Raw genomic sequence first — 15,574 nt, forward strand, 5'->3', positions numbered from 1 at the left:
ACGAAGTGACTGACCCCGATACTGACTGCCCCCGGTACCCATTAACCCAAACGCACGGGAATGAAAATCTTGTCCGGTCCGCGCTGGATCAGCAAAGCCACCGACTTGGCGGACTTGTCGACCACGTCGCGCACCTGCTCGACGGTGTTGACGGGACGGCCATTGACCGACAATAACACGTCGCCCGGCTGCACCCCGGCATTCGCCGCCGCACCGCCGGCGTCTTCCACCAGCAGGCCGGCGCTGATGCCCGCCTCGCGCTTTTCATCCGATTGTAACGGACGCAGGGCCAGGCCCAGTTTTACCTTGCCCGCGGCGCCATCGCTCTTGGCCACTTCGGCCACCTTGTCGGCCGCGTTGCCCAGGGTCGCCGTCAGGCTGACGATCTTGCCGTCACGCCAGACATCCATGCTGATTTTATCGCCAGGCAAGGAGGTCCCCACCAGCGCCGGCAAGTCGGCCGAGGCGATGATGCGCTGGCCATTCACCTTGCGCACCACGTCGCCCGACTTCAGGCCCGCCTGGTCGGCCGGGCTGCCCCGCTCCACGTTGGCCACCAGCGCGCCTTCCGGCGTGGCCAGCTTGAACGAGTCGGCGAAGCCCTGGTTGACTTCCTGCACCGTCACGCCCAGCTTGGCATGGCTGGCCTTGCCCGTGGCCACGATCTGGTCCTTGATGCGGCTGGCCAGGTCGATCGGGATGGCGAACGACAAGCCCTGGAAGCCGCCCGTCTGGCTGTAGATCTGCGAGTTGATGCCGACCACCTCGCCGCGCGTATTGAACAGCGGGCCGCCCGAATTGCCGGGATTCACCGCCACGTCGGTCTGGATGAAGGGCACGTTGCTGTCGTCCGGCAAGGAACGGCCCTTGGCGCTGACCACGCCTGCCGTCACGGTGCTGTCGAAGCCGTACGGCGAACCGATGGCCAGCACCCACTCGCCCACTTTCAGGTCGCTCGAATGGCCGAGCGGCACGACGGGCAGGTTGTTGGCATCGATCTTCAGCACGGCGATATCCGTCTTCGGATCGGTGCCCAGCACCTTGGCGCGGAATTCGCGGCGGTCGTTCAGCTTGACGGTCACTTCGCGCGCATCGCGCACCACGTGGGCGTTCGTCATGATGATGCCGTCAGGGCTGACGATGAAGCCGGAACCGAGGCCGTGCGTAGGCACATCGCGGCCACCGCGCTGCCCGCCCTGCGGACCCTGGAAGCGGCGGAAGAATTCAAAGAAGGGGTCGTTGCCGAAGTCATCATTACCGGCCTGGGCCGACGGGTCGTAGGCCACCTTGGTGCTGCCCGTGACGCTGATGTTCACCACGGCCGGGCTGTTGCGCGCGGCGATCTGGCTAAAGTCGGGCAAGGCCACCAGCGGCGATGCGGCGGCGGGCGCAGCGGCCTGGGCCACGGGGGCGGCGGCCGCGGCGGCGGCATTCGCGCCGGCATTGTTTTGATGCACCACCATGGCGCCGCCGGCGCCCAGCACACCGATCGCGGCCAGCGCGGCTACGGTGCGTTTGATTTTCAGAGATGCGTTATTCGCTTGCTGTTCCATGAATTGCTCCTCATTCAATGAGATTTTGATGTATGCAATATTGGGCCACGAGTCTTAGGCGGTGCTTAACATTTTTCCATTTGGAAACAGGCATTTGTGCCTTTAAGCATGGCTTAACCTTGCGCGCCACGCAGCGCTGGCATGGCCAGGAAAATGGCGCAAGGGGAAGTGTTATCGTGGGTGCAGACGCAATACTGGCCGGATAAACCGGCCAGTATTTTACTGCATGGGAAGGGCGGGAACCCTTCCGCCGGCGCCAGCACGTGGCGCCAGGGGGCTGCAACAGATCAGCTTAGGCTGCCTGACGCTGTTCCAGGGCATTGACGGTGGTGCCGCTACTGCCTTCGATCTCGATCTTGCGCGGTTTCAGCGCTTCGGGCACTTCACGCACCAGGTCGATGGTCAGCATGCCGTTTTCAAACGTGGCGCCCGTCACTTTCACGTGGTTGGCCAGCTGGAAGCGCTGTTCGAAATCGCGGGCAGCAATGCCGCGGTGCAAGAAGGTGCGTTCGACGCCGTCTTTCTGCTTGCGGCCGGTGATGTGCAGCGAGTCGCGTTCGGTGATGATATCGATCTCTTCGCGCGAGAAGCCGGCCAATGCCATCACGATGCGGTATTTATCTTCCGACACCAGTTCGATGTTGTAGGGTGGGTAGCTGGGCTGTGCATCGGCGCGCTGTTCATTGAGCAGTTGTGCCAGGCGGTCAAAGCCAATGGCGGAACGATACAGAGGAGCAAGGTCAAAAGTACGCATGATTAAATATCCTTTCAGTTAAGCGATAAGTATCGCGGACCTCACCATGAGCATCCGCTTGCTACCAATCTAAGGACGATGCACCTACCTTCAAGGCCTTGAAATTGGCGAGAAATGCCCCAGACGCCGCAAAATTTGTAAGAATTTTTTACAGAATGCTAGACTCGGCCTTTGTCCTTCCCCACCGCCCTCCCATGTCCCGTTCGTTCCTGTCTTTCGCCTTGTCCTTGCTCCTTGCCAATATGGCCCAGGCCGCCGCGCCCGACGCCGCGCCCATCGTGCTGCACGTCGATGCCAGCAATGTGGCGCAGCAACTGTTCAGCATCCGCGAAAGCATCCCCGCGACGCCCGGCAAGCTGACCCTGCTGTATCCGCAATGGGTGCCCGGCAACCATGGCCCCAGCGGCCCGCTGAACCAGCTGGCCGGCATGCGCCTGTCGGCCAATGGCCAGCCCCTGGAGTGGCAGCGCGACCCCGTCAACATGTTCGCCTTCCATGTGCAGGTGCCGGCCGGCGCCAGCACGGTCGAAGCGCAGTACCAGTTCCTGTCGCCCGTCGACAGCAGCCAGGGCCGCATCACCATGACGGGCGCCATGCTGGGCGTGCAATGGCATGCGATGACCCTGTATCCGGCCGGGCGCGCGGCGCGCGACATCCTCGTGCAGCCCAGCCTGACCCTGCCGGCCGGCTGGGAATTTGCCAGCGCCCTGGAAGTGCGCGCCCGGGCGGCCACGCCGGCCAGCCAGCGCGTCGACTTCGCACCGCTCGATCTCGACACCCTGGTCGACTCGCCCGTCTTTGCCGGGCGCCATTTCGAGCGCATCGACCTCGACCCGGGCGCCAAGGTTCCCGTGCACCTGAATGTGATGGCCGACAGCGCCGACAGCCTGGAAGCGACGCCGCAGCAGATCGAGCAGCACCGCGCCATGCTGCAGCAAGCATATAAATTGTTCGGTTCGCGCCACTACCGGCACTATGACTTCCTGCTGGCCTTGAGCGACGAGTTCGGCGGCATCGGCCGCGAACACATGCAATCGAGCGAAAACGGCGTCAAGCCAGGCTATTTCAGCGAGTGGGACAAGAACGAGGCGGGCCGCGTGCTGCTGCCGCACGAGCTGACCCATTCGTGGAACGGCAAGTTCCGCCGCCCCGCCGGCCAGGACACGCCGGACTTCAATACGCCGCTGCAAAACAGCCTGCTGTGGGTCTACGAAGGCCAGACCCAGTACTGGGGCAATGTGCTGGCGGCCCGCTCCGGCCTGGTGGCAGCGGCGAACATGCGCGACCTGTTCGCCGCGACGGCGGCCCATTACGACGTGATGCCGGGACGCAGCTGGCGCGCCATGCAGGATACGACGAACGACCCCATCATCAACGGCCGGCGCCCCATAGCCTGGAGCAGCTGGCAGCGCGACGAGGATTACTACATGGAAGGCGCGCTGGTGTGGCTCGACGTCGATACCACCATCCGCGCGCTGTCCGGCGAGCGCCGCTCGCTCGACGACTTCGCGCGCGCCTTCTTCGGCGTGCAGGACGGCAGTACCACGCCCCTGCCCTACACCTTCGAGGATGTGGTGGCGGCCCTGAACGCCGTGCAGCCGCACGACTGGAGCACCTTCCTGCGCGCGCGCCTCGACGGCCACGGTCCTGGCGCCCCGCTCGACGGCCTGGCCCGCGCCGGCTGGAAACTGGTCTACCGCGACACGCCCACGGCGTTCCTGAAAGCCAATGAGGAACGCAGCAAGGGCACGGATCTGACGTATTCGCTGGGCTTAACGATCGGCAAGGAAGGCAAGCTGGAGAAAGTACTGTGGGACGGTCCCGGCTTCAAGGCAGGCTTGTCCGGCAACACCACCTTGCTGGCCGTAAATGGCACGGCCTACACGCCCAAGCTCTTGAAGGCGGCGATCCAGGCGGCCAAGGCCAGCCCGCAGCCGATCAATTTGCTGGTGCGCAAGGGCAAGCAGTTCCAGACGGTGGCGCTCGACTACCACGGCGGCTTGCGGTATCCGCAACTGGAGCGCATCGCCGGCACGCGCGACCGCCTGACGGCCATCCTGCAGGCGCGCTGAGACGGCGACGGCGAGGATGATTTTGCGCCGCGCCCCCTCTGCGGCGCCGGCTTTTGGTGTATGCTGACAGCATGAACAATGATACCGACATCCAGCTCAGCGGCCCCTTCAAGGCCACCGACGGCTCCGGCCGTGCCCACGACATCAAGGCCATCCGCATCTTCGACGAAGGCTACGGCATCATCGACGTGTATGTCGATTTCGCCGCCCCGCTCGAAGCGGGCGCCTACAAGGACAAGACCCTGGTCGGCCACATCCTGGCCCGCCTGCGCAGCCTCGGCTACGTGGGTCCCGACTTCGGCCATGGCGACCTGGGCCTGCAGGACAAGAAACTGATCGTCCTGGAAGCGCCGGAAGAGTTTTCGGCCTTTGCGGCCAGCAAGGGCTGGAAGGATCTTTCGGCAGAGTTTGACGAAGACTAAATACACGCAGGATTGCCCAGGCATTCAAGTCATCCAGCCATATTCCGCTCCACGCCGTACCCGCCCTGTGCCGGTACGGCGTTTTTCATGAAAAGTCGCCATGCTGCGCTTCACCATTGCCACCGCCGCCATCCTGGCCATCGCCTCGCTGGCCTTTTATGCGGGCGTATTGTCGACCTCGTTCAACAGCAATATGTGCTATGCCGCAGTCATCGACAAGCTGGCGACGCAGGCGCAAGCCGCGGCTGCCACGCAAGACCCCGCCGCCATGGCGCGGTACGCAGGGAAGCTGCGCTCCTTGCCCCTGCACGGCTATGAATCCGATTGCGACGCCATCCTGGCCAAGCTGGCCCAGCCTGATTCCTGATTACTGCGGCTGCAGGTAGCGCGCGCTCCAGGCGGCGATGACGTTGGCCACGTAGGCCGCATCATCGCGCCCCGTCAGCAGATGGTCGGCATCGTCGAGCGAGACGAAACTTTTCGGGTGCTTGGCGGCCGTAAAGATATCCATCGCGTTCGACAAGCTCACCGTCGTGTCGTTCGGCGCATGCATCACCAGCAGCGCGCGGCGCAGGCCGGCGATGTGGTTCTTCAGGCTGTGGCTGCCCGCGTCGTCGACGAATTGCTGGCGGATGCGGAAAGGCCGCCCTTCCAGCTGCACCAGCGCTTCGCCCTCGGCGGCGATTTGCTCCAGGTGCCCGCTGAACATGCGCGTCACGTAGGCGGGCGTGCTGGGGGCCGCCAGGGTGGCGATGGCCGTGGCTTCCGGCACGTGCGCGGCGGCGGCCAGCACGGCGGCGCCGCCCAGGCTATGGCCGATCAGCAATTGCGGCGCGGCATGTTTTGCTCGCAGGAAATCGGCGGCGGCGACCAGGTCGTCCACGTTCGACGAGAAATTGGTGGCGGCAAACTCGCCCTCGCTGGCGCCCAGCCCCGTGAAATCGAAGCGCAAGACGGCGATGCCGTGTTCCGTGAGACCTTGCGCGATGCGCCGCGCGGCCAGCACGTCCTTGCCGCAGGTAAAACAGTGGGCGAACAACGCGTAGGCGCGGATGGCGCCGTCGGGTGCATCGAGCCGCGCCGCCAGCACATGGCCGTGCGCGCCGGGAAAATCTTGCCGGGTGGATTTCATGGTCTCAGATCAGAGCTGCCGCACAGGGCGGCCGAAGGCGTATTCTAGCGCCGTCCGGCCAGCGCCTGTTTTAGCCACGCGAGGGAATGTCGACACCCTTGACCACAGCCGGACGGGCAAGAAACGCGTCCAGCACGCGCTGCACGTTGGGGAAATGGTGAAAGCCCACCAGATCGCCGGCGCCATAGTAGCCCACCAGGCAACGCACCCAGGGGAAGATGGCGATATCGGCAATCGTGTACTGCTCGCCCATGATCCAGTCGCGGTCCTGCAGGCGCTGCTCCAGCACGCCCAGCAAGCGTTTCGCTTCGCCCAGGTAGCGCTCCAGCGGCCGCTTGTCCTCATAGTCCTTGCCGGCAAATTTGTGGAAGAACCCCACCTGGCCAAACATGGGGCCGATGCCGCCCATCTGGAACATCAGCCACTGGATGGTTTCGTAGCGCAGGGCCGCATCCTGCGGGAGGCACTTGCCGGTTTTTTCTGCCAGGTACAGCAGGATGGCACCCGATTCGAACAGCGCCAGCGGCTTGCCGCCGGGGCCATCCGGATCGAGGATGGCGGGAATCTTGTTGTTGGGATTCAGGGACAGGAACTCGGGCGACAGCTGGTCGTTGCGCTCGAAGCTGACCAGGTGCGGCTCGTACGCCAGGCCGATTTCTTCCAGCAGGATGGAAACCTTGATGCCATTCGGCGTCGGCAACGAATACAGCTGCAGGCGCTCGGGATGCTGGGCAGGCCATTTATGGGTGATGGGAAAGGCGGAAAGCTGTGACATGGAAATCCTTTGCTTGTCTGACTGGAGTTAAATATGCGGCAGCGGGAAGCCAGTATAGCCAAGCCTCTCCGCTTCTGCTGAACGGTGCCTGATTGGCGCGCCTCGGCCACTCACTCAACCAAACAAGCCATGCAAAAACCAGCGCGGCGCCGCGTCTTCGCCGCTGCCGGCGATGCGTTCGCGGTACACCCAGTAATGGGCGTGGTCGAGGCCTTCGGCAATGAAATAATCGCGTGCCTGCGACTGGCCCCACCAGCCTGCTTCGATGCGCTCGGCCACGGAGACCATTTTCAGGGGCGAGCCATAGAAGGGGCGGTGCTCGCGCATCAGCAGGGCGATGGGCTGCGCCAGCAGCCAGCCGGGACGGGGCATGCCGGCCAGGCCGGGCGGCAAGTCCGGCGGCGCGCCCTTGCCGCCCGGCCTGGCCGGCAGCGGCAGCCACTGGTTCGCCGCTTCCGGACGGTAGTCGGCGCGCGGCGCGGCCTGCAAGACATTCTCCGTGCCCAGGCGCGCCACCAGCAATTCCATCAGGCGCTGGCGCTCCTGCGGCGTGCCGCCCGGCTCGGGAAACAGCGTTTCGCTGGGCGGCGCCATCGGCTGTACCTGCAGCGCTTCCAGGGTCAGGCCGATCACGGGCGCTTCCAGCACCAGCTGCGCCAGGCGCTCCTTGAGCAAACGCACCAGGTGTTCGTCGCGCCAGACGGCCTCGCCCAGCGCCAGGTGGATGACGGTGGGCGGGCGCGCCACCCTGCCCCGCTCGTGCGCCAGCAGCAGTTGGATGCGCTCGACGGCGAATTGCCGCGCGCACAGCCAGCCCGTCATTTGCTGCAGCAGGCGGCGCGCGCCGAACAGCAGCGCATCGGTGTGCTCCACGCGGTCGAACAGTTCCAGGCTGGCGCGGAACGTGGGCGGCGCCTCGAGCCACAGGAACAGTTCCGTGCTGTGGCCATGCGCATCGTCGAGCATGTCCAGCAAGGCCGCGCCGCAACGGCGCTGCAGGCCGGGCCGGGGCAAGTGGCGCAGCTGTCCCAGGGTGCGGCAGCCGATGCCCTCGAACCAGTCCAGGTAGGGACGCGCGGGCGGCAGCAGGGCGCACGGCAGGCGGTCGAGGCGGCGCGCCAGGCTCGCCATGCCGAGCACACGGCTCTGGCGCGCATCCGTGCGCGCCAGCAGCCAGGCACCGCGCGCCGTGGGGGCGCACGACAGCACGCCCGTGTAGCCGAGCGCGCGCAGGCTGGCCGCCATCTGCCGGCACAGGGCGCGCACGCCGCCAAACAGGCGCAGGCTGGCACCCACATCGACCAGCAGGGTCGCCTCCTCGCCCTGCGCCACCAGCGGCGAGTATTGCAGCAGCGCCAGCGCCACCGCCTGCAGGGCTTGCGCTTCCAGCTCGGGCGAACGCTCGTGCAGGCGCGCCTGCGGCGCCAGCATCAGGGCACCGGCACGCCGCATGCCCGGCTTGATGCCGGCCGCCCGCGCCAGCGGCGACAGGGACATCACTTGCTCCTGCTCCAGCACCACGCCCTGGTGGTCAGCCGACCAGCGCGGGCAAAATACTTCGAGCGGGAGCCGGGGCAGGCACAGGCCGATCCAGAGTCGCATGGCGTGGCAATAATGAAGGAGGTTGCAGGGGCAGGAACAGCGGCGCATCGCGCTGCGGTCCCCGGCGCTTGATGAAGCCGATCTCGATGCCGCCGGCGGCCGGGCGCACGGACAGGCGCAAGGGCGCCGGCGACGCATCCTGCGCGCCATGCAAGGGTCGCAGCATGCAGAACAGGGTATTGCCGCTTTGTGCCGCCAGGTGCAGGCGGCGCAGGCTGTCGGCGCGCACATGCGATTGCCAGAACAGCAAGGCGCCACAGCTGCCGCTGCGCAAGATGTTTTCCGCCGCCCACAGGGCATCCTTGCTGCTGGCGCTCTTCAGCCACAGCAGCTGCGATGGCGCCAGCCCCTGCGCGGCCAGGGCCAGCGCCTGCGGCGGATGGGGCGGCTGCAACAGCACGATGGGCAGTCCCGTCAATTGCGCCAGCGCGGGCGCCAGCAGGCGCAATTCGCCGCTGCCCGGCTGCTGCACCAGCAGATCGATCAGGCTGCCGCCAGGCCAGCCGCCGCCGGGCAGCTGTGCCGACAAGGCGGCAAAGCCCGTGTCCAGGCAGCGCGTGGCGCCCTGCCCCAGTTGCGATGCGCGCCATAAAGACGGATGCAAGGCTTCCGGCGACGCCATCAATTGGGAATGTTGCATAAGTTGTTGTCTAACTGAAATCAAGATGAATACTGTATGCATATACAGTACTATCCGTTCCCCCATTTGGCAAGGCTTATCTGTCCGGACGCCAGCCCGGGGCCGCTCCGCCACGTCCGAAAAACCCCGGTTTTGGCATCGATTGCTGTACCATAAGCACTCTCCTTACCGCTCGGCAATGCACCGGGCGGCTTCCTCCGTCCATAAGGAAACTCATTTGACCACCATCCAAATCATCAGCGCGATCATCTTCGGCCTTGCGCTCATCCACACCTTCGCCGCCAAGTCGTTTGACACTTTGGCGCACCGCCATCCGCGCCATGCGGGCCTGCTGCACCTGCTGGGCGAAGTGGAAGTCGTGTTCGGCTTCTGGGCCTTTATTTTGATCATCGTCATGGCCTTTGTCTCGGGCGGCGATGCGGCCATCGAGTACGCCGAGTCGCGCCAGTACACGGAACCGCTGTTCGTCTTTGTCGTCATGGTGGTGGCCGCGTCGCGCCCCGTGCTCGACGCCGTGCAGCGCCTGCTGAAAGGCGTGGCGCGCGTCATGCCGCTGCGCACGGAACTGGCCCTCGTCTGGCTGGGCCTGGCACTGGTGCCCCTGACGGGCTCGATGATCACGGAACCGGCGGCCATGACCCTGGCCGCGCTGATGCTGGCCCCGCAAATCTTTCGTCCGGGTATTCCTGAATGGCTGAAATACGGCGCCTTGGGCGTGCTGTTCGTCAACGTTTCCATCGGCGGCACCCTGACCTCGTACGCGGCGCCGCCCGTGCTGATGGTGGCCACCACCTGGAACTGGGACAGCGCCTACATGGCCAGCCATTTCGGCTGGAAGGCAGCCATCGCCGTCGTGGTCAACGCCACGGGCGTGAGCATCCTGCTGCGCAAGTATCTGCATAGCAATACGTCCGACATCAAGCCGAAAGCGGGCGAGGTGGAAGCGCCGAAAGTGCCGCTGGCCGTCAGCTTGGTGCACATGATCGTGCTGGCCGGCGTGGTGACCCTGGCGCACCATCCCGTGCTGTTCTTCGGCCTGTTCCTGTTTTTCCTCGGCTTCGTGCAAGCGTATGAGCGCTATCAAAGCCCGCTGATCCTGAAGGAAGGCTTGCTGGTCGGCTTCTTCCTCGGCGGCCTGGTGGTGCTGGGCGGCATGCAGCAATGGTGGCTGCAGCCCATCGTCTCCAGCCTGAAACCGCTGGCCCTGTTCTTTGGCGCCCTGGGCCTGACGGCCATCACCGACAATGCGGCCCTGACTTATCTCGGTTCGCTGATCGTCGGCATGACGGAGGAAGCCAAGTACATGCTGGTGGCCGGCGCCGTGGCCGGCGGCGGCCTGACCGTCATCGCCAACGCGCCGAACCCGGCCGGCGTATCCCTGCTGCGCCGCGGCTTCAAGGATGAGTCGATCGGCGCCGTCGGCCTGCTGGCGGGCGCCCTGCTGCCCACGGCCGTGGCGGCCCTGGCCTTCCTGGCGCTGTAGTTCGCGCCACTGCGGCGGCCGTCCTGGCCGCCGCCTTACGCTCCATCGTAGACGAGAAAATGCAGGCGGTCATAGAACAGGCTGTAGGCATAGTCGAAAGTGCCGACGCTGCGAAAGCCCTTGTGCAGGTACACTTGCAAGGCTTCACTCTTTTCCCACACCGTCAGGCTGATGCGCGCACAGCCCTTTTCGCCGGCCAGTTCGCGGATAGCATTGAACATCTGCTTGAACAAGCCCTGCCCCCGGTATTTCTCGTCGATGGCCAGGCTGCTGACGAAGCAGTCGCCGGCGCGCGCATGCTCAAGCACGAACTGGTCATACGCATCGTCGAGCGCCTTCATGTCGTCGCGGTAATACGAGATGGCGCCGCAGGCCTGGAACTCCTCCATCGTCGCGGCCGTGAAAAAGCCGATGAAACGCTCATCCTCGTCGTGCAGGCCGTGGATATGCTGCAAATACGGGTCGATATTCTGGCGCCGCTGCAGTTCGACAAACTGCAGGTTCAGTTTATTGCCGAAGGAACAGTATTCCAGGTAACTGGTGGCAAACAGCAGCTTGGCCATGCGGTTCTTCGCTTCCTCACCCAGCAGCGCGCCCGGTACCAGCCTGAGCGGCGCATGCGACAGCAGGCCCGCCTGGCCATCCTCGTCGGGCGCGGCCGCATCGCTTGCCGTCGGCAGGCGGCTGGCGTGGCGGCCCACCGTCGGACGCCAGAAGGCGCCGGCGGCGATATGCCGCGAGCGGTGGGCCAGCAGGTAGCGGCAAAAGACGGCATTCACGCGGTCCAGTTGCGGGTCATCCGACAACACCGAATAGTAATGGAAGTGTTCGATGTCAGAGCGCAGCTGGGCCGCATACGCCATGCGCGGCGCTTCCTCGATGTCGAACACATCGACGATATCGGGCAGGCTCAGGGGATCATCGAGCTGCCAGCCGATCTCGTCGAGCCGCGTGACGCAGCGGGCATACGCGCGCGCCTCTTCCTCGCTGAGCGGGATATGCGTCTCGGTAATGATATCGTCCAGCAAGCGCATGCCGCGGATGCCGCCCACCACGGCTTCTTTCGCGCCGTCGTACAGCACGCAATAGCGCTGGTAGAACTCGGCATGGCTGAGCATGGTACGGCCCAGGTGCTGCTTCCACTCGGCATAGAACTGGCCGAACAGCAACGCCTCGAATTGCGGACAGGAACGGGGAATCGCGGCATCGATACCCGCGTAGGCGAGGTTCACATTGCGCTGGATCAAGCGCAGCGCCGCGTCATTCTTGCGCGCGATCAGCATGCCCGTTTCATCGAGAAACAGATTCATCCAGCTGACATGGCGGCGCCCTTCCTCGCCGTCCCCGTGGCGCTGGAAATAGTCGGGCACTTCCGGCTGCATCAGGAAAATCGTCGCCGGATTATGCGGGATCGTATCGACATCCATGTACAGGCCGCCGTATTCGCACATGATAAGGATGCGGAAATAATCGGACAACGTGGCGAAATAGCGCTGCGCATGCAGGGTGTCGAGTATGCCGAAGCGCTGCGGCGCGAAGTCCAGCGCCAGCGCGCGCAGCGAGTTGATGTGCAGGGCCGTGCCGCCGATCGCATAGCGGCCTATCGTGTAGCGCCCCGCGCCGCCCGTCGGGCTGAAGCGCGGGTCGCTGCGCAGCTGCGCCGCATCCCACACCCACAGGATCGACACGTACGGCGCGCCACCGTAGTGCAGCACCTCGTCCAGCGCCGCGCCCCATTGCTGGATCGCTTCGGCAGCGATGTCCGGCAGCTGGCCGCCCATCCAGATGCGGTGCAGGTAGCGCTCGTCGTCGCCCAGCGCGCGCGTGGGGATGGCGCTCAGCGAGGAACAGCTGGCCGCATTGAAATGCGTGAAATTGGCGGCGATGAACGCGCGCAGGGCGGCGATGCCGGCCTGGTGCTCGTCGGCCAGGGCGGCGCTGGCGGCATGCGCCGGTCCGGCGTCGGCCAGGGCGATGAAATCGAGCTTCAGCTTATTGATGCGGAATTCGTATTCCAGATTGAAAATCGTTGCTTGATCGTGTTTCGAGGCCAGGTCATCTATTTTCATGAGCGCACCATCTTCCACAGGAGAGTGTAGGTAAACATTGTTTGGGGTACATCCACATCCACAACACGCGCATCGTTGCGCCATCAATGCCGGGCCAGCCGCACCTCGCTTTCCCCGCGCCCCGCCATGCCGCGCGTAAACAGCAGCAGGCAGGCCGCGATGACCAGAATGACGGGAATGTTCAACAGCGCATACGTTTCCAGCGCATAGCCGAAGCGCTGGCACAGCACGTTGTACAACTGCAGCCAGGCGGACAAATAAATGCAGTACAGCAAACTCATGGCGGCCGTCGTCAAGGTCATGGATTCCTTGCTGGCCGTGATGGCGCTGCGGATCAGGGCGCCATTGAACAGGCCGAAGCCGATGGAATAGATAAACATGCAGGCCGCAAAGACATCGACGTGATGGCGGCCCGCGCCCGCGCCGAGCATGCCGGCCGCCGCGACCAGTCCGCCCAGGCGCAGCAGCGAGACCAGCGGGAAATCCTGCCGCAGGCGCTGGATGGCGATGCTGCTGAGCACAAAGCCCGACAGGATCACGCATTGCAGGGCGATATACGTGGCGTACGATGCGCCCATTTCCTGCAGCACGAAGATGGGCGAAAAGCCGATCCAGGCCGTCAGGGGCACGGTGGCCAGCCCGGCCGTCAACATGCCGAACATGAAGCGCCCGTTGCTGAAAATGGCCGCATAGCTGCGCACGATGGCGGCAAGGTCCAGGCGCGCTACCGTCGCCGGCGCGCGCGGCATGCTCTTGAACAGACCCAGCAATGACAGCAGCGCCAGCAAGCCCGAGAGGAAAAATACATAGCGCCAGTCCAGCCGGCTGATGATGGCGCTGCCAAGAATGGGACCGGCCAGGGGCGCCAGGATGGTGGTGCTGGAGAGGATGCTGCTGAGCTTGACGGCCGCCATGTCGTCGAACAGCTCGTGGATCATGGCATAGCCGACAAAGACAAAGCAGCAGCCCATGCCTTGCACGAAGCGGGCCAGCAGGAATTGCTCGATGGACGTACACAGCGGCACCGTCAGGGTGGCCAGCAGGAACAGGGTATTGCCCGTCAAGACGAGCTTGCGCTTGCCGATGACATCGGCCAGCGGCCCGAGGAAAATCTGCAGCGAACTGCCGCCCAGCAAATACAGGCTGAGGGACAGGGGAATGAACTTTTTCTCCGCCTGGAACTCACCGACGATGCCCAGCATCGCCGGCATGATCATGTCATTCGACAAATAGATATTCAGTTCAAAGACGAGAAAAAACGCAAAAAACCACAGCAACTGTTTCGACTTGATGGACATGATGCATTCCGTGACGTGGGTGGCCGCCGTCAATGCCGGAGCCCTGCCGGCGCAGGGCACGGCTAGCCTTTGGAACACTGAAAACGTGTACCAATTGTATACCACTTAGCGTTTTTGGCATCTATTTTTGTTATTTTTAAATACCTATGCAATACCACTTACGGAAAATGCACCATTCTGGCCTATCCGGCCGACAGGCAGGAAAAGAGCGCCGGCGGCGTGCCGGCGCGCCTGCGGAGACGCGCGCCGCCCAGGCCGGCGCGGCGGGAGAAAGGAGAGCCATGCGTACCAGTGACAGCGGCAGAGGAGCACGCCGCCGCGGCACGGGGCTTATCTGCGGCGCTGGCCGGCGAAGAAGTCGAGCAGCAGCTTGCTGGCGTCGGGCTTGGCCTTGTCGTTGAAGGGCAGGCTGGCGTCGCCGCCGCTCCAGGCATGCTCGAGGTGCTCCACTTGCACCACGCGCAGCAGCACCTGCTTGCCCACCTGGTAATCGTGCAGCGCATACGCATGCGCGCGATTGCGCCCGCTCGCCGCTCCGGCCGGCAGGCGCTGCGCCGTCACGACCGTGTCGGCCGGCAGGCGGTTCACGCGCACGCTCTGGCGCACCAGCTGCGTCTGGTTAATGGGCCGCACCACCTTGTCGGACTGTCCCTGGATCAGCATGGTGGGCAGGCGCGGGAACGCGGGCTGGCGCGCCAGCACTTCATCGATGGCCGCATCCATGCGGGCGCCGGCGCCATGCTGCATCACGTGCAGCGCGCCGATCAGATTGTGGCCCGCGCCAAACACGGGCCCGGAATGCAGGCCCACTGCCGCGAACAGCTGCGGATGGTTCAGGGCCACGATATGCGCCATGCCGGCGCCGGCGGAAATGCCGCAGATATAAATGCGCGCGCGGTCGATCGCATGGCGGGCCGCCACCTGCTCGATGGCGCCGACAATCAGGCGCGCATCGCCGCCGCCGTCCTGCGTCTGCTTGTCGTACCACTTCCAGCAGCGGCGCGCATGCGAGCGCAGCGATTGCTGCGGGTACAGCACCGCATAGCCCTTGCGCTCGGCCAGCCGGTTCATGCGCGTGCCCTCGGCAAACTGCGTGGCGCTCTGCTCGCAGCCATGCAGCATCACCAGCAGCGGCCGCCCGCGGCTGCGCATGGCCACGTTCGGCGGCTTGTCGGGCAGGTAGAGGAAATACGGCAAGCGCCGGCCCGGCAGCTGCCCCAGTTCAGGCAGGGGCGCATAGTGGGCAGCGAGCCACTTGCCCGGCGCCGGTGGCGTTCGCTTGCGCACGCGCGGCGGCGACAGGGGCGTGGCGAACGGCGCCAGCGCGGGCACCAAGGCGGGCGCAGGAGATCGCGCCACGGCCTCGCGGGCCGGCCTGGCGCGTGGCTGGGCAGTGGCCTCGGGCGCGCTCTTGGCGACGCCCTGGGCAGCCGTACCACGGGGCTTGGCTCCGGGTTTAGGCTTGGGCTTGGGCTTGGGCTTGGCCGGCACGGGGCCGAACAGCACTTTCGCCAGCCGGGTGGCCGTGCGCTGCTGTGCTTTCCCGGCGCGCAATAGCCCGCGCAGCCATTTGGTGGCGGGCTTTACCATGGACAAGGGCACACTGGCCGGCGTGGAGCGTACCGCGAGTTCATCCCTCTGCATCGTTGCGTCATCAGCATGTGCGGCTCCTCCGTTGAACGCATAGAGTACCGCACTTGGCGTACGGCACCGTACGTTTGCGCGCTTATGAAAGTGCCACTGACACGATTGAGGCAGATCAAACGCGCCCCCG

Annotated in this window: 13 protein-coding genes; 4 read left to right on the forward strand and 9 right to left on the reverse strand. The window is 64.9% G+C overall.

Features of this window, described 5'->3' with window-relative positions:
* Positions 1-41 precede the first annotated feature (41 nt).
* Both ACZ92H_RS02040 and ACZ92H_RS02045 read right to left on the reverse strand, forming a co-directional pair.
* On the reverse strand, positions 42-1,553 hold the full coding sequence (locus ACZ92H_RS02040; protein ID WP_131371171.1) for a Do family serine endopeptidase: 1,512 nt from the start codon (positions 1,551-1,553) through the stop codon (positions 42-44).
* 292 nt (positions 1,554-1,845) lie between these two features.
* Complete coding sequence (locus tag ACZ92H_RS02045) at positions 1,846-2,307, reverse strand: Hsp20 family protein (RefSeq protein ID WP_131371173.1); 462 nt, start codon at positions 2,305-2,307, stop codon at positions 1,846-1,848.
* Between the two features lie 194 nt (positions 2,308-2,501).
* Between ACZ92H_RS02045 and ACZ92H_RS02050 the strand changes: the two genes are divergently transcribed.
* From ACZ92H_RS02050 to ACZ92H_RS02060, 3 genes are all read left to right on the forward strand, one after another.
* Complete coding sequence (locus ACZ92H_RS02050) at positions 2,502-4,379, forward strand: M61 family metallopeptidase (RefSeq protein WP_465048192.1); 1,878 nt, start codon at positions 2,502-2,504, stop codon at positions 4,377-4,379.
* 71 nt (positions 4,380-4,450) lie between these two features.
* Positions 4,451-4,801, forward strand: coding sequence for a hypothetical protein (locus ACZ92H_RS02055; protein ID WP_086136420.1), 351 nt, complete (start codon positions 4,451-4,453; stop codon positions 4,799-4,801).
* 100 nt (positions 4,802-4,901) lie between these two features.
* On the forward strand, positions 4,902-5,168 hold the full coding sequence (locus ACZ92H_RS02060; protein WP_465048191.1) for a hypothetical protein: 267 nt from the start codon (positions 4,902-4,904) through the stop codon (positions 5,166-5,168).
* Here ACZ92H_RS02060 and ACZ92H_RS02065 read toward each other — a convergent pair whose 3' ends face one another.
* The 4 genes from ACZ92H_RS02065 to imuA all read right to left on the reverse strand — a co-directional run bounded on the left by ACZ92H_RS02065 (position 5,169) and on the right by imuA (position 8,950).
* Positions 5,169-5,933 carry an alpha/beta hydrolase family protein gene (locus tag ACZ92H_RS02065; RefSeq protein ID WP_131371182.1) on the reverse strand — a complete coding sequence of 255 codons (765 nt, stop codon included), beginning with the start codon at positions 5,931-5,933 and terminating at the stop codon, positions 5,169-5,171.
* A 70-nt stretch (positions 5,934-6,003) separates the two neighbouring features.
* Positions 6,004-6,708, reverse strand: a complete 705-nt coding sequence (locus ACZ92H_RS02070; RefSeq protein WP_131371184.1) for a glutathione binding-like protein — start codon at positions 6,706-6,708, stop codon at positions 6,004-6,006.
* Positions 6,709-6,822: 114 nt separating this feature from the next.
* Positions 6,823-8,310, reverse strand: a complete 1,488-nt coding sequence (locus ACZ92H_RS02075; RefSeq protein WP_465048190.1) for a Y-family DNA polymerase — start codon at positions 8,308-8,310, stop codon at positions 6,823-6,825.
* Positions 8,240-8,950: a translesion DNA synthesis-associated protein ImuA gene (imuA, locus tag ACZ92H_RS02080; protein ID WP_131371190.1), complete on the reverse strand. Its 711-nt coding sequence runs from the start codon at positions 8,948-8,950 to the stop codon at positions 8,240-8,242. Before imuA ends, ACZ92H_RS02075 begins: the two co-directional genes overlap by 71 nt.
* A gap of 217 nt (positions 8,951-9,167) precedes the next feature.
* On the opposite strand from imuA, the gene ACZ92H_RS02085 reads away from it, so the two are divergent.
* On the forward strand, positions 9,168-10,433 hold the full coding sequence (locus tag ACZ92H_RS02085) for a putative Na+/H+ antiporter (protein ID WP_131371193.1): 1,266 nt from the start codon (positions 9,168-9,170) through the stop codon (positions 10,431-10,433).
* A 35-nt stretch (positions 10,434-10,468) separates the two neighbouring features.
* Here the strand turns inward: ACZ92H_RS02085 and ACZ92H_RS02090 are convergent, their stop codons facing one another.
* From ACZ92H_RS02090 to ACZ92H_RS02100, 3 genes are all read right to left on the reverse strand, one after another.
* Positions 10,469-12,502: a GNAT family N-acetyltransferase gene (locus ACZ92H_RS02090; RefSeq protein WP_465048189.1), complete on the reverse strand. Its 2,034-nt coding sequence runs from the start codon at positions 12,500-12,502 to the stop codon at positions 10,469-10,471.
* Between the two features lie 83 nt (positions 12,503-12,585).
* Positions 12,586-13,800 carry an MFS transporter gene (locus tag ACZ92H_RS02095; RefSeq protein WP_465048188.1) on the reverse strand — a complete coding sequence of 405 codons (1,215 nt, stop codon included), beginning with the start codon at positions 13,798-13,800 and terminating at the stop codon, positions 12,586-12,588.
* A gap of 330 nt (positions 13,801-14,130) precedes the next feature.
* Positions 14,131-15,444 carry an extracellular catalytic domain type 1 short-chain-length polyhydroxyalkanoate depolymerase gene (locus ACZ92H_RS02100; RefSeq protein WP_465048187.1) on the reverse strand — a complete coding sequence of 438 codons (1,314 nt, stop codon included), beginning with the start codon at positions 15,442-15,444 and terminating at the stop codon, positions 14,131-14,133.
* Positions 15,445-15,574: the final 130 nt, after the last annotated feature.

It is taken from the genome of Janthinobacterium foliorum (assembly GCF_978021625.1).

Coding starts and splice junctions, on each gene's coding strand:
- ACZ92H_RS02040 (WP_131371171.1), bottom strand. CDS start 1,553: ATGGAACAGCAAGCGAATAACGCATCTCTGAAAATCAAACGCACCGTA.
- ACZ92H_RS02045 (WP_131371173.1), bottom strand. CDS start 2,307: ATGCGTACTTTTGACCTTGCTCCTCTGTATCGTTCCGCCATTGGCTTT.
- ACZ92H_RS02050 (WP_465048192.1), top strand. CDS start 2,502: ATGTCCCGTTCGTTCCTGTCTTTCGCCTTGTCCTTGCTCCTTGCCAAT.
- ACZ92H_RS02055 (WP_086136420.1), top strand. CDS start 4,451: ATGAACAATGATACCGACATCCAGCTCAGCGGCCCCTTCAAGGCCACC.
- ACZ92H_RS02060 (WP_465048191.1), top strand. CDS start 4,902: ATGCTGCGCTTCACCATTGCCACCGCCGCCATCCTGGCCATCGCCTCG.
- ACZ92H_RS02065 (WP_131371182.1), bottom strand. CDS start 5,933: ATGAAATCCACCCGGCAAGATTTTCCCGGCGCGCACGGCCATGTGCTG.
- ACZ92H_RS02070 (WP_131371184.1), bottom strand. CDS start 6,708: ATGTCACAGCTTTCCGCCTTTCCCATCACCCATAAATGGCCTGCCCAG.
- ACZ92H_RS02075 (WP_465048190.1), bottom strand. CDS start 8,310: ATGCGACTCTGGATCGGCCTGTGCCTGCCCCGGCTCCCGCTCGAAGTA.
- imuA (WP_131371190.1), bottom strand. CDS start 8,950: ATGCAACATTCCCAATTGATGGCGTCGCCGGAAGCCTTGCATCCGTCT.
- ACZ92H_RS02090 (WP_465048189.1), bottom strand. CDS start 12,502: ATGAAAATAGATGACCTGGCCTCGAAACACGATCAAGCAACGATTTTC.
- ACZ92H_RS02095 (WP_465048188.1), bottom strand. CDS start 13,800: ATGTCCATCAAGTCGAAACAGTTGCTGTGGTTTTTTGCGTTTTTTCTC.
- ACZ92H_RS02100 (WP_465048187.1), bottom strand. CDS start 15,444: ATGCAGAGGGATGAACTCGCGGTACGCTCCACGCCGGCCAGTGTGCCC.